This is a genomic window from Acrocarpospora sp. B8E8, from assembly GCF_039871605.1.
Taxonomy (GTDB): domain Bacteria; phylum Actinomycetota; class Actinomycetes; order Streptosporangiales; family Streptosporangiaceae; genus Acrocarpospora; species Acrocarpospora macrocephala.
Window position 1 is genome coordinate 35,143 of sequence record NZ_JBDPLV010000069.1, and the last position, 23,716, is coordinate 58,858.

General features: G+C 68.0%; 13 protein-coding genes and 1 pseudogene. 6 read left to right on the forward strand and 8 right to left on the reverse strand.

Annotated features, from left to right (window positions below):
- Positions 1-20: 20 nt before the first annotated feature.
- Both ABGB08_RS43410 and ABGB08_RS43415 read right to left on the reverse strand, forming a co-directional pair.
- Positions 21-9,227, reverse strand: a complete 9,207-nt coding sequence (locus tag ABGB08_RS43410) for a LamG-like jellyroll fold domain-containing protein (protein ID WP_347603109.1) — start codon at positions 9,225-9,227, stop codon at positions 21-23.
- A gap of 1,496 nt (positions 9,228-10,723) precedes the next feature.
- Positions 10,724-12,184 (reverse strand): ATP-binding protein, encoded by a 1,461-nt coding sequence (locus ABGB08_RS43415; protein WP_347603112.1) that lies wholly within the window; start codon positions 12,182-12,184, stop codon positions 10,724-10,726.
- A 111-nt stretch (positions 12,185-12,295) separates the two neighbouring features.
- Between ABGB08_RS43415 and ABGB08_RS43420 the strand changes: the two genes are divergently transcribed.
- Positions 12,296-12,724 carry a DUF3592 domain-containing protein gene (locus ABGB08_RS43420; RefSeq protein ID WP_347603115.1) on the forward strand — a complete coding sequence of 143 codons (429 nt, stop codon included), beginning with the start codon at positions 12,296-12,298 and terminating at the stop codon, positions 12,722-12,724.
- A 15-nt stretch (positions 12,725-12,739) separates the two neighbouring features.
- On the opposite strand, the gene ABGB08_RS43425 is transcribed toward ABGB08_RS43420, so the two are convergent.
- A complete protein-coding gene (locus ABGB08_RS43425) occupies positions 12,740-13,447 on the reverse strand; it encodes a TetR/AcrR family transcriptional regulator (RefSeq protein WP_347603118.1) in 708 nt (235 codons plus the stop codon).
- A 124-nt stretch (positions 13,448-13,571) separates the two neighbouring features.
- Here ABGB08_RS43425 and ABGB08_RS43430 point away from each other — a divergent pair, with 124 nt between their 5' ends.
- The gene (locus tag ABGB08_RS43430; RefSeq protein WP_347603121.1) at positions 13,572-14,519 is read left to right on the forward strand and encodes an NAD(P)-dependent alcohol dehydrogenase; all 948 of its coding nucleotides are present in this window, start codon (positions 13,572-13,574) and stop codon (positions 14,517-14,519) included.
- 62 nt (positions 14,520-14,581) lie between these two features.
- Here ABGB08_RS43430 and ABGB08_RS43435 read toward each other — a convergent pair whose 3' ends face one another.
- From ABGB08_RS43435 to ABGB08_RS43455, 5 genes are all read right to left on the reverse strand, one after another.
- A complete protein-coding gene (locus ABGB08_RS43435) occupies positions 14,582-15,181 on the reverse strand; it encodes a DUF305 domain-containing protein (RefSeq protein WP_347603124.1) in 600 nt (199 codons plus the stop codon).
- Between the two features lie 114 nt (positions 15,182-15,295).
- Positions 15,296-16,582 (reverse strand): DUF1996 domain-containing protein, encoded by a 1,287-nt coding sequence (locus tag ABGB08_RS43440; protein ID WP_347603127.1) that lies wholly within the window; start codon positions 16,580-16,582, stop codon positions 15,296-15,298.
- A 410-nt stretch (positions 16,583-16,992) separates the two neighbouring features.
- Positions 16,993-17,742, reverse strand: a complete 750-nt coding sequence (locus ABGB08_RS43445) for a lysophospholipid acyltransferase family protein (protein WP_347603130.1) — start codon at positions 17,740-17,742, stop codon at positions 16,993-16,995.
- A 32-nt stretch (positions 17,743-17,774) separates the two neighbouring features.
- On the reverse strand, positions 17,775-19,826 hold the full coding sequence (locus ABGB08_RS43450; RefSeq protein ID WP_347603133.1) for a thiamine pyrophosphate-binding protein: 2,052 nt from the start codon (positions 19,824-19,826) through the stop codon (positions 17,775-17,777).
- Positions 19,823-20,596 (reverse strand): cyclase family protein, encoded by a 774-nt coding sequence (locus ABGB08_RS43455; RefSeq protein WP_347603136.1) that lies wholly within the window; start codon positions 20,594-20,596, stop codon positions 19,823-19,825. The genes ABGB08_RS43450 and ABGB08_RS43455 overlap by 4 nt, the downstream gene beginning before the upstream one ends.
- Positions 20,597-20,798: 202 nt before the next feature.
- Between ABGB08_RS43455 and ABGB08_RS43460 the strand changes: the two genes are divergently transcribed.
- The 4 genes and pseudogenes from ABGB08_RS43460 to ABGB08_RS43475 all read left to right on the forward strand — a co-directional run.
- The gene (locus tag ABGB08_RS43460) at positions 20,799-21,074 is read left to right on the forward strand and encodes a hypothetical protein (protein WP_347603139.1); all 276 of its coding nucleotides are present in this window, start codon (positions 20,799-20,801) and stop codon (positions 21,072-21,074) included.
- 12 nt (positions 21,075-21,086) lie between these two features.
- On the forward strand, positions 21,087-22,454 hold the full coding sequence (locus ABGB08_RS43465) for a HAMP domain-containing sensor histidine kinase (protein ID WP_347603142.1): 1,368 nt from the start codon (positions 21,087-21,089) through the stop codon (positions 22,452-22,454).
- Positions 22,451-23,113, forward strand: a complete 663-nt coding sequence (locus tag ABGB08_RS43470; protein WP_155357953.1) for a response regulator transcription factor — start codon at positions 22,451-22,453, stop codon at positions 23,111-23,113. The genes ABGB08_RS43465 and ABGB08_RS43470 overlap by 4 nt, the downstream gene beginning before the upstream one ends.
- Positions 23,114-23,205: 92 nt before the next feature.
- Positions 23,206-23,716 (forward strand): annotated as a pseudogene (locus ABGB08_RS43475) (hypothetical protein); the annotation flags it as partial.

Genomic DNA, 23,716 nt, shown 5'->3' on the forward strand with positions numbered 1-23,716 from the left:
GCTTGGTCCTAGCATCCCCATCAACAGTTCCTCTCGACACAGAGCCAGTACTCGTGGGCTGCCCTATTGACCCAGCCCGCCATGGCGAGAATCCGATCTCTGGCCCTGTTGGGCTCCTTGCCCTTGCCTTCCAGCCATCTGACCAAGGCGTCCGCCTTCACCTCTCCGGTTTTCGTGTTCAATCGGACACCCGCGCACCCACAGTAGGCGATCGTCGCCTGCCAGCTACTGATACGCTGAGCACCACCGCCGGGCCTCGTGATGAAGATGTTGTCCATCAGGTATCTCATCCATGCCGCAGCCAACGGTATGGCCTGCTTGGGGTCCATTAGGATCTCGAAGATGGCCCGATCACCGGGGAGACCCTTGGAGAAAAGTCTCCCCTCCAGTTTCAGGAGGAATCTCGCCTTATAGATTTCCAGCTGAGTCATTCCGATTGAGGCGCCGGGGCCGTCTGCCGTGAATGCCAGATTAGCTATGAACCGGCCGCCTTTGTATTCCGCGAAGGACATCTCATAGATCAGCACGGCGGTCAGGGCCGCCCTGTTCACGCCGTACTTCTTAGCCGCTGCAGCGATATCGGCCCTATACTTCAGCAACTCCCGGTAGCTGTCTATGTAGGCATACGGATCCGCCTTCTTGGAGTTCTTCTTCGGGGAGGCGCGCTGCAGCGTCGCGGCCATGGCCAGCGCCTCGGCGTCGCCCTCCTCCATGTCCAGACCCGCGAGCCGAGACCACAGGTCGTCCAGCTGCTGCTGCGACATCACGGGCTCGATCTCATAGAGCTTCATTAGGGCCTGCTGCTGTTCCTCGTCGCCCGACCAGAAGCCCTTCGGCGCGGGTCTGCCATTCGGAGTGTAGCCGATCGCCTTCGCCGCTTGCTTCGTCAGCTGCTGTCGCGGCGCTGTCGCCATATATGAGGTCCACCAGCGCGCGTGCGCGTCGGTCTCGACACAAGTGTCCGCGCTGCAGAGGTATCCGCCGCAGTGATGGCCGTCCAGGCAGACCTCGACCGATGCGTGACCGGTGGGATCTAGGAAGCCCAGCGGAGCTGCGTTCCCGTAGGCGTGCCTGTTGGCGCGGACGGACGGGAACGGGTCGAGCGTCCATGAGTCACGGCTGGTGAACGTCCCGGTGGCAGGGGCGTACCAGCGGGCGGCCATGTTGGACTTGCTGCTTGCCGGGTCTGTCCAGGCGCTCTGGAAGCCGAGTTGGGGGCGGGTTCCGCCGGTCGTGATGATGTTTCCGAAGGGGTCGTAGGCAACGGAGCCGGATAGCGATGTAGCCGCAGGTGCGAACCCGGCGACGAGATCACGGTGGCGGTCGGCCATCTGGAACTGTGCGGTTGCGGTGCCGATCTCGGTCGAGAGGATCTCCCCGTCGGGAGCGCGGTTGTAAACCTCCTGGATTACGCTGGCCGCGTCGGTGACGGCGGTGAGGTCGTTGCTGCTATCGGCGTATACGTACCTCGTGGTAGCCGCAGAGGTCGTGCGACTGGTGAGGCGGTCCATCGCGTCGTAGGCGTAGGTGGCGCCGCCTTCGGTGATCATGCGGTTGAATGCGTCGAAGGTGAAGTTGGTGGTGACGCCTGAGGTGGTGGCGGTGGCCAGGGTGCCGCGAGCGGTGTAGGTGTAGTCGGTTCCGGCGCCGGAGGTCAGGCGGTTGCGCTGGTCGTAGGTGTAGGTGTTGGCGCCGACCTGGGTGCGGTTGCCGGATGCGTCCCAGATGTAGTTGGTGGTGGTGGAGGCGGGGTTGGTCCAGGAGGTGAGGCGGCCGGCGTGGTCGTAGGTGTAGGTGTTGGCGCCCGCGCCTGTGGTTCCAGTGGTGGTCTTGGAGGTCAGTCGGTCCTCGTGGTCGTAGCCGTAGCCGATGGAAGCCAGACCCACTCCGCCTGCGGTCTCGAGCGTGTCGGTGGTGACGCGGTTGAGGTCGTCGTAACCGTAGGTGCGCTCGGGACCGCCGCTGCCGTAGGTGGCCGTGATGAGGCGATCGATGTCGTCGTAGGTGTAGTCGACCGTCACGCCGGTCAAGGGGTCGGCGACGGTGGTGAGGCGGTCGTTGTCATCCCAGGTGAAGGTGGTGGTGCCGGCGGCGTCGCCGCGCTGGGCGAGGCGTCCGTTGGCGTCGTAGGCGAAGGTGGCCTGGTCGATGCCGGCCTTGGTGGTTTTGAGCAGGTTGCCGCGGTCGTTGAGGGTGAAGGTGAGGTCGCCGGCTGAGGTGACACGTCCGGCCAGGTCGTAGCCGAAGGTCTTGGTCGTGGTGGTGGCGGAGCCGCCGCCGGTGCCGCTTTGTTCGGTGAGGCGGCCGAGGTTGTCGAAGACGCGGCTGACGGTGACCCCGCCGGGTTCGGTGTCGGCGATGGGATTGCTGGCGGCGTCGTAGCCGGTGGTCCAGGTCCGGTCTGCCACGTTCGGATGCTGGGCGGTCGACGGTTCGATCACTGATTCGACCAGGCCGAGGGTGTTGTAGGTGGTGATGGTGGTGTTGCCGCGGCCGTCGGTGTAGCGGGTCCGCGCGCCGAGCGCGTCGTAGCCGAAGGAGGTGGTGATCGAGGCGGATGTCGATACGGGTTCGACCGCTTGGGTGACGCGGCCGAGCGCGTCGACGGTCAGCGTCCGGGTACGCCCCTCACCGTCGACCGCTGTAGTTCGATTACCGTCCAGGTCATAGCCGATGGATCGGGTACGGAGGGTGGTGTCGCTCTCGTCGAGGTCGAGAATCGTGATCGCGCGTCCGGCCAGGTCGTAGGCCGTGACAGTGCTGTTGCCCAACTGGTTGGTGGTCTTGGTTTGCCGTCCGGCCAGGTCGTAGGCGAACGTGGTCTTATTGCCCAACGCGTCGGTCAGTTCGGTGATCTCACCGAACGCGTTGACCAGCACGTCGGCGGTGTCGCCCGCCGGGCGTTGCGTAGCGATCGGGTTCCCGGCGTCGTCGTAGCTGGTGTGGGTGGTGAGTGCGGTCAGCGTCGGCTTGCGTTCGATCACGGTGGAAGTGATCTCCCGCCTCAGGTCGTCATAGGTCGCTTCACGGCGCGCGCCCGTCGAGTCCGTCACCGACAGCAGTTCGCCAGCAATCGTGTAGGTGGAGTTCCACTGTCCAGCCGTGGCCCCAGTCGTGGCGGGCGGATCAGTGATCCGCACGGTACGGCCTAAGGCGTCGTACACCATCGACTTGGTGTTACCGCGTGGATCGGTGACCGTGGTGGGCCGGCCCGCGTCGTCGTAGGCGATTGTGGTGGTCGGGGTGGCGGCGGTGCCGCCGGGCCGGGTGTAGGAAGGCGCGGATGTGGAGATCACGCGGCCGGTCTTGTCGTAGGAGTCGACGGTGGTCCGGCCTTCGGGGTCGATCGTGTGGGTGTTCTCGCCGGCGGTGTTGTAGCCGGAGAGGGTGAGGGGACGCTGGATGGTGGCGCTGCCGCCCGCCCGTTCGACCTGCACTGGCGGCTGCTTGAGTTCCACCAGTCGTCCGGTCGGGTCGTAGCGGAACAGGGTGGTGTAGTCCAGGCGAGTGGCCCCAGCGGCGTTGCCGCGCGGGGAGGTGATCTCGGTGGGCTGGTCGCGGTCGCCGTAGGTCAAGGTGGTGACCAGGTCGGTGGCGCCGTTCTCGACGGTCTTCCTGGTCATCCGGCTGAGCGGGTCGTACTCAAAGGAGGTGAGCTCGGCGGTCGGGCCGCCCGCGCCGGTGGCGGTGGTGGTCAGGATGTTGTCGCCCGCATCGTGGGTGTAGGAGGTCCTGCGGGACAGTCCGGTCGGGTCGACGGTGGTGGACAGCAGTCGGCCGGCGGGGTCGTAGACGTGGTCGATTCTGGTCTTGCCGCCGCCGGTGATCAGGCGTTCGAGGTTGCCCGCAGGGTCGTAGAGGTAGTCCTCCAGGACGACGTCGCGGGGGGTGGTGGAGCCGTTGAGGCGGGCGTCATCGGCGATCTTCTGGACGAGGGTGTCGTCGTTGCCGTAGGTGAAACGCGTGGTGCGGCCCATCGCATCGGTGCTTGAGGCTAGGCGTCCGGCGGGGTCGTAGGCGCGCGAGGTCAGTACGACGTCGGCGGGCGACTGCGGATCGGTGGGACTGCCAATCCAGTCCTGCAGGGTTTCGGTGGCCAGTTGGCCACGGTCGGTGTAGGCGTAGTCGACCCGCGTGCCCACCTCGTCGGTGACGCTGGCCTTGTCCCCGCGCAGGTTCCAGGTGAACTCTCGTTCGCCGCCCTCGGGATCGTTGACCGTTTCCACCTGGCCGTGCGAGTTGTAGGTGTAGGTGGTCTGACGTTGCGGGTCCCCACCGGTCAGGTCCGTAACGGTCTCGGTCAGGGTCCGGCCGTCAGTGTCGTAGGTGAAGCCGGTCCTGCGGGTATGGGTGGCCTCGGTGACCTCGTTCTCCACCGCCGGTTCCGTCCTGGAGGCCAGGAAACCGCGCGTGTCGTACGCGAAAGTGGTGGTCAGTCCGCCCGGATGGGCCGGGGTGGTCTGGGTGCGCGAGGTCTGGCGGCCGATGGCGTCATGGACGTAGGTGGTGATCAGCCCGGTCGGGCCGGTCTGCTTGGCCCGGTCACCGGAGGCGGTGTACTCATAGCCCCATACGTTCTCTCGGGGGTCGGTCTTGGTCTCCACGAGCCCGGCCGGGACGGTCCCTCCGCCCACCGCAGGCTCGGTGCCATCGGTATAGGTCCAGGTCAGGCCCACCAGTTCGGGATCCTCGCCGGGCGGAGGCGGGGAGGGCGACGGGCTTGGCGAGGGGGAGGGGGGCGGACTGGTGGAACCGACCGGGGTGTTCATGTCGGACTGGATCTCGGTGGCGGTCAGGGCGCGGTTGTAGACGCGGACCTCGTCCAGGGTGCCGATGAAGAACTCGCCCCAGATGCCGCTGCCGCCGATCCGGAGCGGGCCGTTGCTGGTGCCGATCGTGGAGCTGGAAGCGGGTTCAGAGTGGACGAGGGTGCCGCCGACGTAGAAGTCGAGGCTGTCGCCGTCGAAGGTGGCGGCCAGGTGGCGCCACTGGCCGGTGGGCAGGTTGGCCGTGGCGGCCGAGCCGGTGGTGTTGCCGCCGTTGACGACCCAGGCGCTGGGCGGGTCGCTGAAGGTGCTGGAGAACATGCCATAGACCAGATCGCTGCCGTTCTCCTTCTGCAACACCGTGCGGTAGCCGAGGTTGTCGGTGGAGTTGACCCAGGCTTCCATGGTCATGCCGGTGGTCAGGTCCAGCGAAGCCGAGTCCGGGACGGTGACCCAGCTGTCGGTGCCGTCGCCGTCGCCGTCGAAGGACAGGCCCTGTCCGTATTTGCCGGTGACCCAGGTGGCGTCGCTGACGGTGCCGTTGTTGCCGCTGCCGGACAGGTCGGCGACCGTGGTGCCGGAGCCTTCGTTCATCCCGTAGGCGGCCACCAACCCGGCCGGAGCCGACGGGCTGGGCGACGGAGAAGGCGATGGAGAGGGCGAAGGGGAGGGGGTGGGGGCTGGGCTGCTGCCAGGAGCAGGCCACTGCTCGCTGGTCACTTCGCCGTGCTCGTTGTAGCCCCAGCGGCGGATGTAGGTGTTGTCGGCAGCGCTGGCCGAGCGGGCGTCGCGGTGGGCTTTGAGCTGGTCGTTGCGGGGGTCGAAGGGGTCCTCGTGTTCCTCGTACTCGAACCATTCCCAGAAGCAGACGGTGCTGGTGCGGCACCGGTTGCGGCCGATCATGTTGCCGCGGGCGCTGTAGGCGTACCGGGTGATGTTGCCGTTGGGGTCGGTCACCTTGGCCGGGAAGCCGCCCGTGTCGTACTCGTAGGCGGTGACCTTGTTCAGCTGGTCGGTCTTGGAGATCAGCCGGGAGCCCCGCCAGGCGTCGCTCACGTAGGTGAGGGTTTCCTCATACGGGTCGGTCACGGTGACGGTCGCGGTGGTCTCGGTGTCGGAGACCTCGGTGTGGGCGGGGGCCGACAGCTCCCAGGTGCCGCCGTTGCGGTCGGTGTGGGTGAGCAGGCGGCCGCCTTCGGCCGAGTAGGTGTTGTGCGCCCACACCCGGCCGGACGGCAGCGTGATCTCGGTGATCTGGCGGCGCCTGGTCTGGGTGCCGTGGTGGGTGCGCACCTGGTCGATGCTCAGCGGTTTCCTGTAGACGGCGACCTCGTCGATGTCACCGGCGAACGGGAACGCCTGGCTTGGCGTGACCGTGGATGGCCAGCTCGGCGAACCGAAACCGTAGCCGATGCGGGTGTCCCACTGGCCCAGATGCGTGATCTGGCCCGCCAGGGTGCCGACCTGCTGCCCGTCCAGATACATGGTCTGCGTGTTGGTGGCGCCCGACAGTACGACGTGGTGCCAGGCGCCGTCGTTGACCGTTCCCGTGGTGGTGATCGGGGCGACCGCGCCGGTCCAGAACTGGCCGCGCAGCTTGCCGTCCGCGCCCACGTAGATGGCCGGGGTGTAGACGGTGGGCGTGTTGGTGGCCGAGTTCTGGTAACCGATGATCGTGCCCGAGCCGGTGGTCTTGAACCACGCCTCCACCGCCAGCTCATCGCCCTTGCCGTTCACCACCCCGGACGGCAGCGACACATAGGCCGAGTTGAGCGTTCCGCCGAACCGCATCGCCGCGTCGGCAGACTCCTCAAACCCAGCCGTCACCCCCGCGGTCGCGTCCGCCGTCCCGCCCTTGATCCTGCCACCCGGCACGCGGGTGATCGCGCCGGTCTGGTTACCGACAGTGGTGTTCAGCGCGGCCGAGCCCTCGTTCAGCCGCCAGTACCCGGCCGGGTTACTGTCCAGCACGGCGCTGCGGTAGCGGGAGTCGTTGCCGTAGTCGTACTCGGTACACGCCCCGCCCGAGGCCGGGCCGCAGGCCGCGGTGAGCAGATCCCCGGAGTACTGGTAGGTCCACGTCAGCGGCGACCCGCCGACCGGGTCGGTGGACACGCCGGTCACATGCGCGCCCGTCCAGGTGAAGGACAAGGTGCGCCCGCCCGTGGCGATCGCGGTCGCCAGCTTGCCGCCGCCGTCGTAGGTCAGCATCTGGCTGCGTCCCCGCCGGTCGCTCACCTGCGTCAACCGGCCGCCCGCGTCGAACCAGTAGGAGGTGGACTCCTTGTCCATCAACCGCCAGCCCCCACCCGGCTGGACGGCCAGGGTGGCATAGGTCCCCTCCGGGGCGGCGAACCCGCCGTCGGCCCGCTTGGCGAACCGCCACTGCCTGCCGTCCGGATAGGTGATCAGGACGGTTTTGGTGGCCGGCTCGTTGACCAGGTGGGTGTCCCACCGCGACGTCCAGCCCGCCCCGAACGCGCCGTCGGTCCGCGGATCCAAACTGTTGTACGTCCGCACCACCGACAACGGCGGCCCGACCGTCGCCACCGAGATGTCGGTGGCCGAGGTGGTGTAATTGCCCGTCACATGGTCGAACTCGCGGCCGTCAGTACCGTCGGCGAGCAGCGCGTTGATCGACGCCTGCTCGGGGGTGGGCATGAACGCCCGCCACGGCGAGGTCGAGGTCGCCGCGCTGGTGGCGGCCTGGGCGTACCAGTAGTAGGTCTTGCCCCACTCCAGCTTGTCGGCCGGGACCGTCCAGGCGCCCTTCACCCAGGCCGAAGACTCACACCACGCCCAGTCGCCGGGCGTGCCGGAACACACCTGGTACCAGTAGTCGGTGGCCGCCTCCCCCGGCACTTCGGCATACGTGGACAGGGACGGGGTGAGCGTGCCGACCTGGGTGTTGTCGATCGGTTCATACACCTTGAAGACCACCGATGTCAGCGGGGAGGAGGACACCCGGGCGTCCTGCCACGTCGACCACGCCGAGGAGGCCGACCCAGCGGTGGCACGGACGCGGTACTGGATCACCTGCCCATCCGACAGTTCACCGGAGGGGACGGTGACGGTCGCGGTCGAACCGGACGACACCGCATTCGACAGGCCGGACCACACCTCCACCCCGCCGACCTGGACCTGGAACTCACCCCGCAGCGAACCGGACCCGGTCACGACCGTGGACAACTGCGGGGTCAGGGTGGAGATCTTGACCCCGTCCTCGCCGGTCATGTTCGGCGAGATCGTCGGCGTCGCCGCCTGCGGAGCCGACGTGTAGGTGATCGACAACACCGGGTCATGCGAAGACTCCGAGGAATACAGCAGGCACAGCCACGACCCGTCGACGGCGAAGCCGTAATTGGGCTGCCCGGACGCCCACGCCTGCGCGATCGAGGTCACATTCACCGTGAATGACCCCGACCCCGATACCGTCGCCGACGCCGAGCCTGTCGAGCTCATCGACGGCCTGGTGTTCCATGTCGTGCCGGCACCCCACGAGGAGGTGACCCGGCTCACCTGCACCGATCCGCACAAAAAACTGCCGGAGTCGATGTCGTCTTGCAGCTGCAGCCAGGCCGATGAGACGGTGGCTCCCGCCAGCGAGGGGACGCTGAAGCCCAGGAAGGCCCGATAAATCTGATCGCCGAAGCCCCCGCCGGCCGCCAGCACGGAATCACCGGCAAACGATGAGGTCGGCTCTGAACTGTCCACATACAAGTCGGTGCCGGGGTTGAGCGTGATGGTGGGATCGACGGTCACCGGATACTGGGTGTCCGGATCGGCCAGGAAATCGGCATCCGGCTCCAGCACCAGCGTCTGCCGCCCGCCCTCGGCCTCCACCCGCGTGTCGATCTCCGCCACCCGGGAGACCGCCTCAGCGACCTTGGCCGCGGCAGCCGCAGGATCAGGGCCGGCCGACGGAACGGGAGTGGCCGCATCGGCCAGGGCGGCCGAGACCGCCGAGTCGTACATCACCGGCTCAGGCGCGGACGCGACCACCGCACCCGATTCCGACTCCACCTGCAGCCCCCCAGAGGAGGTCTCCGACAATGACAGACCTTCCCCCTCCACTCCCATCCTGATCTCCACCGGCCCGTCCGGACGTTCCCGTAACACCACATCCTGCGAAAACCCGTCCGGCAACATGGTCAACACCAGGTCCGCGCCCGGACCCGCCGCGTCCGCATATCGGGCTGTGTTGCCCGCCACCACCGGCTCCGGCAGCGCCGTCGGCCAGGTCAGCGCGATCCATTCGTCCCCGTCCTTGGACAACCGCACGGCAGGCCCCGTACCACCGGAGGAGAACGACACATCCGCCTTGGCCGCCTCCGGCCGTAACACCCCGCCCACCTCGGCCAAGTCCAGATCTACCGGCGTCCACACGCCGTCACGGCGGATCCGGGCGACCTGACCGCTTATCTCGGTAGTGAGGGTTTCGTCCGGATTTGCATATGTCACCGATGTCTCAGTGGTCGCATTGGCGATCAGCTGCCGAGTACCGCTCTGCCGCGCTTCGGCCAGCGCCGCCTCCCGCACCGGATCGGCAGGGGATGGATCGGTCGCAGCCGGCTCACCCGGTCGCCGCGGCGGAGACTTCAGACCCCCGCTCGCGGGAGCCTTCGGCTGCCGATGCCGGGTCTCGGGCGGCAACGCCCCCTCAGGACGCCCGCCGTCCTGCTGCGAACTCGGACCTGCCGGTAATTCCGACTGAGTGGCAGCGGCCTCCACCTGATGCGGCAACCCCTCGGCATCGCCTGGCAACTGAACCGGAGCCTCAAGGTCTTCCAACTGCTCAGGCGAAACCGCCTGCGGCGGAAGCCCCAGCACTTGCGGCCGAACCTCGGCCATCGCAGGATTCACGACCGGCCCGATGATCCCCGGAAACATCGCGATTCCCAGGACCAGCGTGGTCTTCCCCAGAATTTTGCGCACAACAGAACCAGAACGGCGCATGGTGGCACCCCGTTTAAGCCGTCTCGAATCCGACGAATCCCTGTGCGGCTCCGCGCCAGCCCCCGCAAGCACCCTGGAGCAAACCTTCAGCAAACAGTCAGAAAGTACCTGGAGCTCCAGATGAGCTCAAGAGTGGTGGGAGGAAAAAATTTCTACTAACGGGTCTATCGACACAGGTGGGAGCACGTGTGAGCGTCGCCTGGACTAAATGCGGCGCAGGCGAGGGAAACAGACAGCTCAGGGTTGGCAGGCTGGATCAGTGTTGACGCGCTCCGAACGCCCGGCAAAGACTGCCGCCCGACCAGAGAGCGATCTTCACATCAATTTGAACCGTAAACGAAAAACCCAGTCATGACAACAGCCACTTCTTGCACGTTTATCCTACAATATCCGTCATGTCACTCTACGCAATCCTGGAGCAACAATCACGGTACGACTGAAATGTTGTTTCGGATCTTGCGCCAGATGAGTATCAGTCAGCCCGAAGCCGATGGTTCAAGGGATGTGGATAGCTGCTGACCTGCGGTGACAGATACTGGCGTTCTACAATCGGGCAAGTAAGGGGGTGCTGGCACCGCATTGTCCTGGATGAGTTCGCCCTGATCCCACGCTTGCAGGACGTCTCCTGACAGAGGACGGGCGGCTCTCGGTGGACGCGGTCTTCATCGCGGTCGCCCTGTGCGGGCTGGCATTGCTCGGCACCAGCCCGTTCGAGGCCGGACAAGCCCTCACCACCGACCAGTCCGGCAAGCTCCTCTCCCAGGACGAGGCGGTGCTCGTCAATCGCCGTTGTGAAGGGCAGAGCCGCGAGGCGCGGGCGTCTCCCTCGACGGCTCCACAGCCACCGTCCCCATCAAGCTCTACACCGCCGGCAGAAACGCCTCCGCCCTCAACGCCCTCTCCATCCTCCTCCTGGCCGCCTCGGCCCCAGCCCTCAGCCCGGCCTGGCTCGTCCTCCGCCGCCGCACAGGCACCAAGCCCTGGAGGAAATGGGCCTCGTTCTAGTCGTACAGGTCGGAGAGGGTGATCAGGTCGACTTTGCCCTGGTCGCGGGAGTGGAGGAGGTCGTCGGTGAAGCCTGTGGCGGAGAAGCAGATCAGGCGGGTTTGGGAGGTGTCGTAGCGGTCGTTGTGACTGAGCAGGTCGCGGATGTGGCGGAGGCGGTCGAGGTGGCCGATGCCCATGGTGTCGCCCCATTTCGCTTCGCCGATGGCCAGGAGTGGGGGTTTTCCGCCGTCGGCGTGGCCGATCGCGACCACGTCGAGTTCGTGGGTGGTGCGGTTCGCGGGGTCGTTGACGGTTCCAGCGGTGACCTCGACCGGCCAGCCGCCGAAGCGGTCCTCGGCGAAGTGCAGGGTCCAGTCGCGGCAGAGGCGCTCGAAATGAGGGCCGAGGACGTTGCTGGTGAAACGCTGCGTGGCGCGCTGCCAGATACGGTCGGTGGCGGTGGCGCGCATGAGCTGGGGCCAGAACGGTCGCATGATCGTGTGGTAGAAGGTGAGCAGCGGTTCCTTGATCCGGAAGTTGGTGCGGTTGCCGCGGAAGGCGTCGGTTTCGCGGACGATGAGGCCCGCGTCCTCCAGAACCGTCAGCGGATGCGAGAGGTCGTTGCTCTTGCGGCCGACATAGCCGGCGATGCCGCCTCGCCCGTTGTTGCCCTCGGCGATGGCGGCGAGCACGGAGTGATACATGGCGCTATCCCTCAGGTCGGGCTCCTCGGCAAGCAGATACCGGGCCTCCAGGAACATGGGACTGCCGGGCGACAGTACGGCCCGGACCACCCAGTCGTCGAAATCGCCGAGATCGCGGGGGCGGTCGTAGCGGATCATCTCGGTACGGTAGGCGGGCGTGCCGCCGACGACCGCGTGCACGAGCGCCGCCAGGCGGACGTCCTCGATCTCCCAGAATCGGCGTGCGAGCCGGTAGTCGAGGGTGTCCACCGGCAGATCCAGCGACGCCCGCCCGCGAAGCGGCGCGTTGCCCGACAGCAAGCGGCCCATGAACGACATGGCCGAGCCGCACAGCAGCAGCCGGGTCCGCGATTCCACGCGCTCGGCCCGCCGGGGCGCGTAGGCCCCTTGAATGATCGACGGCAGCGCGGGATGAGCCCGGGCCAGATACGGGAACTCGTCGATCACCACGGGGATCGCCCGATCCCTGCCAATCCGCAGCAGCGCGTCGATGGCCGTCGCCCAGTTCGGCAACACGAACGGAACCACCGGATCCAGATACCTCGTCAGCGCCGCACCCAGCGACGCCAGGGATTCGGCGTCCGTCGCCTCCTGCGCCGAGAAGTAGAACCCGCCCGCCTCCTGGCACAACGATTCGAGGAGGAAGCTCTTGCCCTGCCGCCGACGGCCGGAGACCACGCCCAGCGTCGCCCCGGGCTGCTCATCGCTCGCGAAACGCACCAGGGCCGCCCATTCGCGGTCCCGGTCGAACATGTCCGGCGGCTTGCGCATCCCCGCTCCAGTTTTGAGAAGTACAGTTATCATAACTGTACTTCTCATAGAACACCGCTGGTCAGGCCTGGCTGGTGCCCCGATAGAGGCCGAAGGCCGTAAAGTCGGCGGATGGTGTGGCAGGTCCTGTTCGCGGTCATGATCGAGTTCCTCGGGCTGCATCTCGTCGGCCGAGGGCGGGAGGTCGTCGCCGTCGCGCGCGGATTCCTGGGCCGCTCGGTGACCGGTCAGGGAGAGGTCGTCCGGTTACGTATGAGCCGGGAGGGCGTGCCCCAGAAGCCCCGGTACAGCCACGTCTACCATCCGGTGCTGCGGTTCGTGACGGCGGATGGCGTACGGGTCGAGGCGGAGTCACCCGTCGGTGCCAACCCGGCCCCCGCCCAGCCGGGAGACGTGGTGGCCATCCTGTACGACCCGGCCGACCCGCGCCAGGTACGAATCGACGACCTACGCGGCCGAGGCACCCTGGTCGGCGGCATCCTCATAGGGCTGGGCGTCACATTCCTCACGGCGGCGCTCGGCTTGCTCATCCTGGGCTGACGGCCCTTTGAACGATCACGCGGACCCGTTCCGGTGGCGGCGTGGGGGCTGGTGGATCTGGTGCAGTCCCAGAGGTGCGGGCGGAGGCAGAGGTTCGGTGTGGCCGGCCTGGAAGGACTGGAGGAGGTAGGTGACCAGGCGTCGGGAGGCGGCCAGGGAAACCTGCTGCGGCTCTCCGACGATCCCGCTGTTGGCCAGGAACAGAAGGATGATGTCGGTGTGGTCAAAGTCGTCGCGTAGCCGCCCGGCGTCTTTGGCACGCTGTACCAGCTGGGCGAGCTCTTTTTCGGCGTGGGTGCGTTCACGGTCGTAGTCGATGGCGTCCGGGAACTGGGAGAGGAACGCGCCGGTGAAGCCTCGGTCGGTGGCCTGCATGGTGCACAGCTTGTCGATGGCGGAGCAGAATCCGTGCCAGGGGTCGGGGTCCTCCAGCGCCTCGTCGAGGACCGCGACGCAGCGGGCGAGTTGTTCGGCGAAGGCTTCGGTGACGAGAGCGGCGCGGGTGGGGAAGTGCCGATAGAGGGTGGCGGCGCCGACTCCGGCGCGGCGGGCGATCGTGGTGAGGGGGACGTCGATTCCCTGGGTCGTAAACGCCTCGCGGGCGGCTGCAAGGATGCGGTCGCGATTGTGCCGGGCGTCGGCACGCAGCCGTGTGGCTGCGGCGGCCGGAGGGTGCTCGTCGGCGGGTGGCCAGCCCGGTTTCTGAGAGGGCTGAACAGGCATATCTCTCACTTTACCGCAAGTGGACGGTGTCGTCCGTTTACGGGATTAGCTTGGTTGAGCGAGCGGCAACATCCTTTCCACTCGCCGCTCCCCCAGACAGAAACGGGACCAGACCGTGAACGAGATGCGCGCAGCCCTCTTCGACCGATACGGGCCTCCGGATGTGCTGTATGAGGGCAAGGTGCCCGTGCCAGAGGTCAAGCCCGGCCAGGTGCTGGTCCGTGTCCACGCGGCCAGTGTCAACGGCGGCGAGCTGGCCGGCCGGGCCGGGAAACTGCGGCTGGTGACGGGGCGCCGCTTCCCCAAGCGCGTGGGGATCGACTTCGCCGGCGAGATCGCCGAGGTCGGCCCCTCGGTGACCGGACTGCGGGAGGGGGAACGGGTGTGGGGATTCCTGGGGCGGAGGTTCGGCAGCGCGGCAGAGTACGTGACCGTCCGGCCCCGGCAGATAGCCCTTGCCCCCGGCAACCTCACCCTGGTGGAAGCCGTCTCCCTGCTGGCGGGCGGAACGACCTCGATCACCGCCCTGCGCGACAAGACCCGCCTCCAGTCCGGCGAACGTCTCCTGGTCCGCGGCGCCAGTGGCGGTGTCGGCAGCGTCGCAGTCCAGCTCGGCAAGGCCTTCGGTGCGCACGTCACCGCTCTGGCGGGCCCGAAGAACCTCGACTTCGTTCGCGATCTGGGCGCAGACGAAGTCCTGGACTACAACAGGACCGACCCGTCCGCGCTGGGCGCCTTCGACGTCATCATGGACACCGTCGGCACCCAGCACCCCGCCTACCGCCGGCTGCTGGCTCCGGGCGGACGCATGGTGGCCATCGCATTCGATGTCGAGAACCTCCTTACCAGCGTTTCCTACATCCTCGGCTCGACCGTCCACGGTTCCCGGCGGGTGCGTTTCTTCAGCGGCAATCCCCGGCACGAGCTGTTCGCCGAACTGACCCGGTACGCGCAGAACGGAGACATCCGTCCCGTCGTGGACACCGTCCACCCTCTGGCTCGCATTGCCGCCGCCCACCGCGCCTTGGAGGCCGGCGGCGTCCGCGGAAAGCACGTGATCCAGGTCGTTTAACCCGCCGTGGCCCGCTATCCCGGGATCCGGACGCGCAAGGCCTGGATGAACCAGTCCAGCACTCAGTTCAGGCTGGTCAGGTGGTTGAGGGTGGCGAGTTGGGCGGTTCTGGATTTGACCATGGCGGCGGCGAGGGTGTGGGCCGCGGGGTCGGTGCCGGATTTGCCTTCGGCTTTGGAGATCAGGGTTACCTGTTCGAGGTGGCCGCGTAGGTGGGCGATGAAGAGGCGGGTGAAGGCCGGGCCGGTGATGGAAGTGATCATGGTCAGGTCGGTTTTGGTGACCATGCCGGGCATGTCGTGGCCCTCGTGGGGGTTTGCGCTGGTGATGCCGGCGCGGGTGAGGATGTCGCGGAGGGCGGGGAGTTCGGCGCGGTGGGCGGTGCCGACCTGGGCGGCCAGGCGGGCCAGGTCGGGGTCGGTGACGCGGCCGGGGGCCTGGTCGAGCAGCTGGAGGAGGCCCTCGTGCATGGGGATCATGAGCTGGGCCCAGGCGATGTCGGTGGCGTTGAGGGTGCCGGTGCTCAGGGGGTCGGGGTTGAGGGCGGCCGGGTTGAGGGTGGTGGTCGCCACCGGCGGCGGGGCGGAGATCTGGGGGGTGCCCGCCGCCGGTGACGGGGCGCAGGCGGCCACGAGGAAGGACAGGATCAGCAGGTTTCGCATCGAATGTCCTTCCTCGTACCGTCGTTCAGAGGGTGCTTTCGGGTAATCGCCGCGAGCGATTGCCGTTAGGCGGATTCCTTCGGGCGATCGAGCGGGTGCCGTTGGTCGGGGTTGTTATGGGGTGCCGTTGGCGCCGCACTTGATGATGGGGCGGATGCAGTCGCGGACGCGGCGTTCCATTTCGGCGACCGGCCAGGCGTTGAAGAAGTCGCCGTGCATGGTGTAGCCGGGGCCGGAGGCGAGGCGGAAGCCCGCTGGGTTGCCGTTGACGGGGTAGCGGAGGACCTGGCGGAGTTTGGGGACCGGGACCGGGTGGGTGGCGGGGCAGTCGCCGTTGACCGGGTAGGCCATGTGGCTCTTGTGGTCGGGTGAGTCCAGCGTCGTGCCGTTCCAGCACTGCGGGAAGTCCAGATACGACTCCAGCATGGTGCCCGCGGGGCAGGTCACGAAGTCCTTGCTCGGCGGGACCTGCCCGGCGTGCAGGCAGGACCAGCGGGCGGTGGAGCTCGCGTCGGGCGCGGTCGCCTTGGCGTTGCCGGCCACGATCCGCAGGCCCAGCGGGATCGGCTGGGTCCTGGCGATCACGTCGTCCCGTACGCCTTCGCCGAGGTAGTAGAAGGTGGTGCCGGTCGGCTCGACGGGCACGTCGTTGACGTACAGGGTGGGCACCCAGTACGAGGACAGGTCGATCGACGGGTTGCAGTTGCTGGGCGCGTTCTGCAGGTCGGTCAGGGTGGTGAAGGCGTTGGTGACCGTGCTGCCGAAGAAGCTGTGCATGTGCGAGCCGCCGGGCAGGTTGGGGGCGACGATCGGGTCGTCGGGCAGCCGGTGGCTGAACGGGCAGTCGGCCAGGAATTCGGCCACCCGGACGATCGGGCCGCCGCCTCCCCCGCCGCCGGGGCCGTTCACCTGGAACTCCCACAGCGAGACGCCGTACGGGGTGGCCTTGGCGGTGGCGTGCAGGCGTACGTAACGGCCGTTGCCGTTGACGTTGTACGTCTGGTTTCCGCCGGTGCTGTTGGTGACGGTGTGGATGGTGGTCCACGTGTTGCCGTCGGGTGAGGTCTGGATGGTGAAGGCGGTGGCGTATGCGGCTTCCCAGTTGAGCACGATCTGGTTGATGGCCTGGGCGGAGCCGAGGTCGACCCGGATCCACTGCGGGACGGAGAAGGCGCTCGACCAGCGGGTGCCGGGGTTGCCGTCGACGGCGGCGCCCGCCGGGGTTCCGCCGTTCTCGACGGAGGAGGCGAGCGTGGGGCGGCCCTGCGAGAGCACCGCGGCGGCGGCCTGTTCCGCCGTGACGAACAGGCTGGTGGCGAGCATGGCGGTGATTGCGGCGATCAGGGTGGCCAGGCGTAGGCGGGTCCTGCCCGGGACACGGGCGCGGAAGGACATGGTCATGCGAGCTCCAGGCATGGGCGGAACAACCAGGGGGACACACGGGTCGCCGCCGCGTGCTGAGCCCGAGGCCGATTCCTCGGGAGGGCGAATGTCGGGGAGCGCTCCCTGCACGCAAAATGTCCCCTCTGCCGCACACTTATGTCAAGAGTTAACTTAACTCTGATGTAATACGACGAACTCTTTGCAGCGGCCCAAAACTCCTGGGGAGAGCGCTCTCCAGGCTGCGGCCGCGCAGGGAAATTTACGCTTTGACATGGACTTATGACGAAATATCCACGCCGCCGCACCACCCGTCGCCAAGTGTCCTGAGAAATCTTGACGTGCGATGAATGCTAAAGAACGGCCGGTTGACACGGCCGAAACCTCGCGTCACCCTGGTTGAGGGAGCGCTTTCTTCATGATCCAGAACGTCAGTCGCGCTTGGCCTCGCGGGCCTCGCGTTCGGCGGCGTCCAGCGCCTCGGCCTCCTCGGGGGTGGGGGCGGAGCCGCCGAGATGAGCGGGCTGCCACCAAACGCCCTCGGGGATCTCGGCGTATCCGCGCTGTGCCTTGTCCACCATCTCGGACATGCGCCGGCGCAGCTCGACGGTGTGGGCGTCCATGTCCTCGCCGCGCTTGGGGTACATCGGCTCGCCCACCATGATGGTGATCGGGATGTGCCGCTGGGCGATCGCGCGTTTGCGGCCCTTGGTCCACAGCCGCTGGGTGCCCCACAACGCGACGGGGATCATCGGCGAGTTCGTGGCCGCCGCCATCCGGACCGCGCCGTTCTTGATCTCCTTGATGGTGAACGAGCGGCTGATCGTGGCCTCGGCGAAGACGCCGACCACCTCGCCCGCCTTCAGCGCGCGCAGCGCCGCCACATACGCCCCCGCGCCCTCGGCGCGATCAACCGGAATGTGGTGCATACCCCGCATCAGCGGACCGGAGATCTTGTTGTCGAAGACCTCCTTCTTCGCCATGAACCGCACCAGCCGCCCCGACGGCCGGGCGGCCAGACCGGCGAAGATGAAGTCCAGATAGCTGATGTGATTGCTGACGATCACGGCGCCGCCAGTCGTCGGGACGTGCTCGGCGCCGACGATGTCGATCTTCATGTCGAGCACCCGGAACATGGTCCGGAGGGCCCCGATAACCGGGGGGTACACAATCTCAGCCATGCGAGCACCGTAACAGTTCGGTGACCCCCGGATCAGTGACCACGGAACGCCTCCTCCAGCCACCACGACCCCCGGTCCGCGGCCACCTTCGCGTCGACCAGCAACGGCCGCTCGCGCGGGCCCTTGAGCCACTCGGCGACCCCGTGAAGATCTTCTTTCGCCCGTACGGTCAGCGCGTCGCAGCCGAAGCCGCGGGCGATGGCGGCGAGGTCGGTAGGCGGGAACGTGACCGTGCCGAGCGGGAATCCATCCGGGCCGAAATGGTGGACCTCCGCGCCGTAGGCCTCGTCGTCGTACACGACGATCACCATGGGCAGGCCGAGGCGGACGACGGTCTCCAGTTCGGCCACGCCCATCAGCGCTCCGCCGTCGCCGAGCGCGGCCACCGGGAGGCGGTCGGGACGCGCCAGCGCGGCGCCGATGGCGGTCGCCAGGCCGAGCCCGATGGCCTGGAAGGCCTGGGTGAAGACGAAACCACACTCGTCTGGGACGTCCATGAACATGGCCGGATATCCCATGAAATTTCCGGAATCGGTGGCGATGATGCGCTCATCGGGCAGCAGATCGTCCAACCCGATCGAGAGGGTCCGCGGGTCGATCCGGCCCTTCCGTGCCGAATCATCGTGTCCGGCGATCGCTGTGTCGATCCGACCCTCGGATGGTGAGTCCTCGTGTCCGGCGATCCCTGTGCCGATCCGGCCCTTCGATGGCGAGTCATCATGCCCGGCGGGCACCGATGCCGGGTTCGAGCCGGCACGCCCGTCGGTTTCGTCCGAATCGCCTTCCCCGGGGGTTCCCCAGTCGTCGTAGGGGACGTCGCGCCAGCGGCCTTCGCGGGCGAGGCGCTCGGCCAGGCCCGGGGAGCGGTAGCCCATGCGGAAGGTGGTCACCTGGCGGGGGTCGAGCCGATCCAGCGTGTGTTTCGCCGTTTCGGCCACGTCTCCGACGACGCCCAGGGTGACCGGCCGGTGGGCGCCGATCGCGTCGGCGTCGTGGTCGACCTGGACGACGGTGGTGTCCGGGCCGATCAGGCTGCCGTGTCGCATCGTCCACATGTTGAGCGCGCAGCCCCAGCCGACGATGAGGTCCGCGTCCTTGATCAGCTCAACGGCCAGCGGCGTGGCGAACCCGCCGCTCACATCCAGGTCCCAGGTGCTCCCCCGGAACAGGCCCTTGGCGACAGCCGACGTGGCGAGCAGCGCGCCCACCCGATCGGCCAGCGCCACCAGCTCCATCCGCGCCCCGCGCGCCCCCCGCCCGGCGACGAAAACCGGCCGCCGTGCGGCGAGGAACACGTCGACGAGCTCGTCCACACCGCCAAGCTCGGGCCTGATGACCCCAGAATCACGCACCTTGGGACCGACAGCCTCGGAACCGGCGACCCCATAATCACCGGCTTCAGAACCGGCGTCCTCAAAACCACCAACGGCCGAACCACCAACGGCCGGAACGCCGACGACCGGAACGCCGACGACCGGAACGCCGATGTCGGCAACGCTGATGGAGCCTTCCTCAGGGGCGAGGGCTCCGGCGTCCGGGGGATTCCGCCAACCGGTCGGCGTCGCGAGCGATTCGATCTCGGGGAGGATGGTTTCCTCAATGATCGGGGTCGCCTGGACGTCGAGCGGCAGGTTGAGGAGGACCGCTCTGCCGGAACGTGCGATCCGATAGGCCCTGACAGTGTCCTCAACCGCGGTTCCGGCGGAGATCCTGATCGTCAGGGCTCCCACGGCGGTGGCGAGGGCCGCTTGATCCACGTAGAAGTTCGAGCGTGGCGACGTCACCTCCCCAGCCAGCAAAAGCAGTGGTGTGCGGCTCTTGGCCGCTTCGGTGAGCCCGGTCAGCGCGTTGGTCAGCCCCGGCCCCTGATGGACGGTGACCACGCCGACCTCGCCGCTCATCCGCGCGTACGCGTCGGCCATCGTGACCGCGCCGCCCTCATGACGGGCCGCCACGAACCGCGCACCCCCGTCCACCAGGGCGTTCGTCACATGGAAGTTGCCACTGCCCACCACCCCGAAAGCGGTCCGCACTCCGAGGCGGACCAGCGTGGCCCCGATCGCCCCGGCGACGTTCACGGTCATCTCTCGACGAGGGCCAGCACCCGCAGCGGGCTGCCGGAGCCGCCGACGATGGGCAGCGGCGGGGCCACGACCACGGCGCCGGTGGCCGGCAGCCGGTCGAGGTTGCGCAGCTGGGTCAGGCCGTACTTGCCCGCGCCGAGCAGGAAGGTGTGGCACGGGAACGCGGGGTCGAAGGAGTGGGCCGCGCCCGCGTCGGTGCCGACGGTCTCCACGCCGACCCCGGCGATGGAGGTCTGCTCGGCGAGGTAGCGAGCGCATTCCACGGAGATGCCCGGCGTGTGCGGGCCGCTCTCGTTCGCGTTCAGGAATTCGCCCTGGTCATGGGCGTACGCGTCCCAGCCGGTGCGGTAGAGCAGCCAGCCGCCGTCGGGCAGCGCGCCGTGCTCCTTCTCCCAGGCGGCGACGTGGTCGACTTCCAGCAGGAAGTCGGGGTCGGCGGCCGATTCCGCGGCGAAGTCGAGCACGACCGCCGGGGCCAGGAAGCGGGACGGCGGGACCTGGGAGACGTCCTCGCCGTCGCGGGCGGTGACCCAGTGGATGGGGGCGTCGAAGTGGGTGCCGGTGTGCTCGCCGGTGGCGATGTTGTTCCAGTACCAGCCGGGGCCGCGGTCGTCGTACCGGCTGATCTCCTGGAGCGTGAACGGGATCGTGTTGCCGAACGGCTCGGGCAGCATGAGGATCGGGGTCGAACTCGCCAGTGGCGCGGTCAGGTCGATCACCTCGATCGAACCGCCACGAATGCCCGCCACCAGATCCCGCAAAACCGACATGATGCCTCCGACTGTGCTTATGGCCGGGCCTCCGGCACGGCGGGCTGGCCACTCCGAGCCTGTGTCTTCCCGCGCCGTTCCAGCCAAGCCAGGTGCTTGTCCCCGATCTTCCTACAGCCGATCGGCCACGGTACAGCCCAAGATGAGAGTCTTCTCATCCCGGCCTCAGGTTGGGCTCCTGGAGCGCGGCGAGGATGGCGGCATGAGTCGCCGGATATCGGTTGTGGTGCTCCTGGCCGGGGCGGTCGCCGTCGCGCTCGCCTTCGTCGGAATCGTCTGGGCGGCCGGGACCGGCGCCCCTGACCTGGGCGGTCCCGTCGTCGTTCCGGCGGCGACCGCCGGAAATTCGGCTCCCTCGAAGCCGACACCAGGGACACTGGACCCTGTATCGACAAAGCGCGCGGATCCGGTCAAACCTCCACCGCCGCAGCGGGGTGGGGACGACGATGACGACGACGATGAGGGCGATGACGACTGATCGGCTCGGCGGGTGAGCGCCCGCGCCCGCATCGTGGGCTGGATGTTGCTGCTGGTCGCGCTCGCCCTGTCCGTCTCCCTCTTCGCGACCTGGACGATCCTGCTGGGCCGCCTCGACGACCGGGTGAACGAGGAACTCCACAACGAGACCAGGAAGCTCCGCTCCTACGCGGGGAACGTGGACTCCACGGGCTGGACGGTCTCCGAGCTCCTCGACTCCTACCTCGCGGTCAACGTGCCGGACCGCTGGGAGACCTTCTTCACCCTGGTCGACGCCCGCCCCGACTCGGTCAGCGGCGTCCCTGCCCCGGTACGGCTGGACGAGGACGAAGACCTGGTGGAGATCCTTGGCGAAGCCACGGTGCCCACTCCTGGGCGGTGGCCGAGCACCGCCGGTGAGGTGCGTTACGCCACTATTCCGGTACGGATGACCGGCGACGACCGCAGCGGCCATTTCGTGGTGGCCGTCTTCTACGACCGGCATCGCGAGGAAGTGGTCGATTCCGTGCGCGTGCTCGCCTTCACCGCGCTCGCGGCGCTCGCCCTGGCGGGCGGGGCCGGCTGGTTCGTGGCGGGCCGCGTCCTGGCCCCCGTCCGCCTGGTACGGCAGGCAGCCGCCCAGATCACCGATTCATCCGACCTGACCCGGCGGCTCCGCGTGTCCGGAAACGACGACGTGGCCGCGCTCGCCGCGACCTTCAACCACATGCTGGACCGGCTGGAACGGGCGTTCGCCGCGCAACGCGAGTTCGTCGACGACGCCGGGCACGAGCTGCGCACGCCGATCACCGTGATCCGCGGGCATCTGGAGCTGATGGGCGAGGACGACCAGGCCGAGACGCTCGCCCTGGTCACGGATGAGCTCGCCCGGATGAACCGCATCGTCGACGACCTGCTCACCCTGGCGAAGGCCGGGCAGCCCGACTTCCTCAGCCCCGAGGAGGTGGAGCTGGCGGATCTGACGGTGAGCGTGGTGGCCAAGGCGCGGGCGCTCGGGGATCGGCGGTGGCGGGTGGAGGAGGTCGCCGAGGAGCGGGTGCTGGCGGATCGGCAACGGCTGACGCAGGCGCTGGTGCAGCTCACGGCGAACGCGGTGCGCCATACCCGGGTGGGTGATCTGGTCGCGGTTGGGTCTTCTGTCCGGGACGGGCTGGTACGGCTCTGGGTGCGGGACAGTGGCCCCGGAGTTCCGGCCGAGGACCGGGAGCGCATTTTCGAGCGGTTCGTGCGGGGCGGGAGCCGTACCGGCGAAGGGGCCGGGCTGGGCCTGGCCATCGTGCGGTCGATCGCGGAGAGCCACGGCGGCACGGTGAGGGTGGAGGAATCCCCCGGCGGTGGAGCCCTCTTTGTCATGAAATTTCCGTGTAAGGAGGTTGGGTGAATCGCATTCTGATCGCGGAGGACGAGGAAAGGATCGCGTCCTTCCTGGAGAAAGGGCTGCGCGGGAGCGGGTTCGTGACGACGGTCGTGAGCGATGGGCTGGCCGCTTATGAGCACGCGCGGACCGGGGAGTTCGACCTGCTGATCCTGGACATCGGCCTCCCGCTGAGCGACGGCTTCACCGTGCTGCGGCGGCTGCGCGAGTCCCGGATCGCGATCGCGGTCATCATCCTGACCGCGCGGGACAGCGTCGTGGACACGGTCGCGGGCTTGGAGGGCGGCGCCGACGACTACCTCTCTAAACCCTTCGCCTTCGAAGAACTCCTCGCCCGGGTACGGCTCCGCCTACGCGCCGACCGGCTGCCCGAGGTGACCGTGCTGAAGGCCGGCGACCTAGCCCTCGACCTGCGCACCCGCCGCGCCCACGCAGCCGACCGCTCCATCGACCTCTCCACCCGCGAGTTCGCCCTAGCCGAGGTCTTCTTCCGCCACCCCGACCAAGTCCTGACCCGCGAACAACTTCTCAGCCACGTCTGGGGCTTCGATTTCGACCCCGGCTCCAACGTCGTCGACGTCTACGTCCGCTACCTGCGCCGCAAACTCGGCCACGACCGCATCGAGACCGTACGCGGCACCGGCTACCGCCTCCGCGCCGAGTGAGAACCCTCTCACCAACCCCTCACGGTCACCCCACCCCGCCCCCGAATCCTGGAACCAGCCGCGAAAAGCGCCCAACCTTCCAGGAGCCCACAATGACCGAAACCTTCCGCCCCACCCTCCTCGCCGTGGCCCTCGCCCTGGGCCTGACCACGACCACAGCCGCGATCACCTACCCCGCCCAGGCGGCCCCCCTCTCCGCGATCACCGCCGACGATGACGACGACCGCGAAGACGACGACCGGTCTCGCGGTGGTTCGGACGACGATGACGACCGCAGGCCCCGGGGCGGCGTCGACACCGGACTCGGCGCCACCACGGATGACGATGACGACGACGATGACCGGCCTCGCGGTGGCGTCGACACCGGACTGGGCGCGACCCAGGACGACGACGATGACGACGACCGCCCCAGCGGTGGCGTCGACACCGGCAAGGGCGGCACCACCGACGATGACGACGACGACCGCCCCAGTGGAGGCGTCGACACCGGCAAGGGCGGCACCACCGACGATGACGACGACGACCGCCCCAGTGGAGGCGTCGACACCGGCAAGGGCGGCACCACCGACGATGACGACGACGACCGCCCCAGTGGAGGCGTCG

Excerpts from the sequence above, each read along its gene's own strand:
- ABGB08_RS43415 (WP_347603112.1), bottom strand. The coding sequence starts at position 12,184 with ATGCGCAAGCCGCCGGACATGTTCGACCGGGACCGCGAATGGGCGGCC.
- ABGB08_RS43420 (WP_347603115.1), top strand. The coding sequence starts at position 12,296 with ATGGTGTGGCAGGTCCTGTTCGCGGTCATGATCGAGTTCCTCGGGCTG.
- ABGB08_RS43425 (WP_347603118.1), bottom strand. The coding sequence starts at position 13,447 with ATGCCTGTTCAGCCCTCTCAGAAACCGGGCTGGCCACCCGCCGACGAG.
- ABGB08_RS43430 (WP_347603121.1), top strand. The coding sequence starts at position 13,572 with ATGCGCGCAGCCCTCTTCGACCGATACGGGCCTCCGGATGTGCTGTAT.
- ABGB08_RS43435 (WP_347603124.1), bottom strand. The coding sequence starts at position 15,181 with ATGCGAAACCTGCTGATCCTGTCCTTCCTCGTGGCCGCCTGCGCCCCG.
- ABGB08_RS43440 (WP_347603127.1), bottom strand. The coding sequence starts at position 16,582 with ATGACCATGTCCTTCCGCGCCCGTGTCCCGGGCAGGACCCGCCTACGC.
- ABGB08_RS43445 (WP_347603130.1), bottom strand. The coding sequence starts at position 17,742 with ATGGCTGAGATTGTGTACCCCCCGGTTATCGGGGCCCTCCGGACCATG.
- ABGB08_RS43450 (WP_347603133.1), bottom strand. The coding sequence starts at position 19,826 with ATGACCGTGAACGTCGCCGGGGCGATCGGGGCCACGCTGGTCCGCCTC.
- ABGB08_RS43455 (WP_347603136.1), bottom strand. The coding sequence starts at position 20,596 with ATGTCGGTTTTGCGGGATCTGGTGGCGGGCATTCGTGGCGGTTCGATC.
- ABGB08_RS43460 (WP_347603139.1), top strand. The coding sequence starts at position 20,799 with ATGAGTCGCCGGATATCGGTTGTGGTGCTCCTGGCCGGGGCGGTCGCC.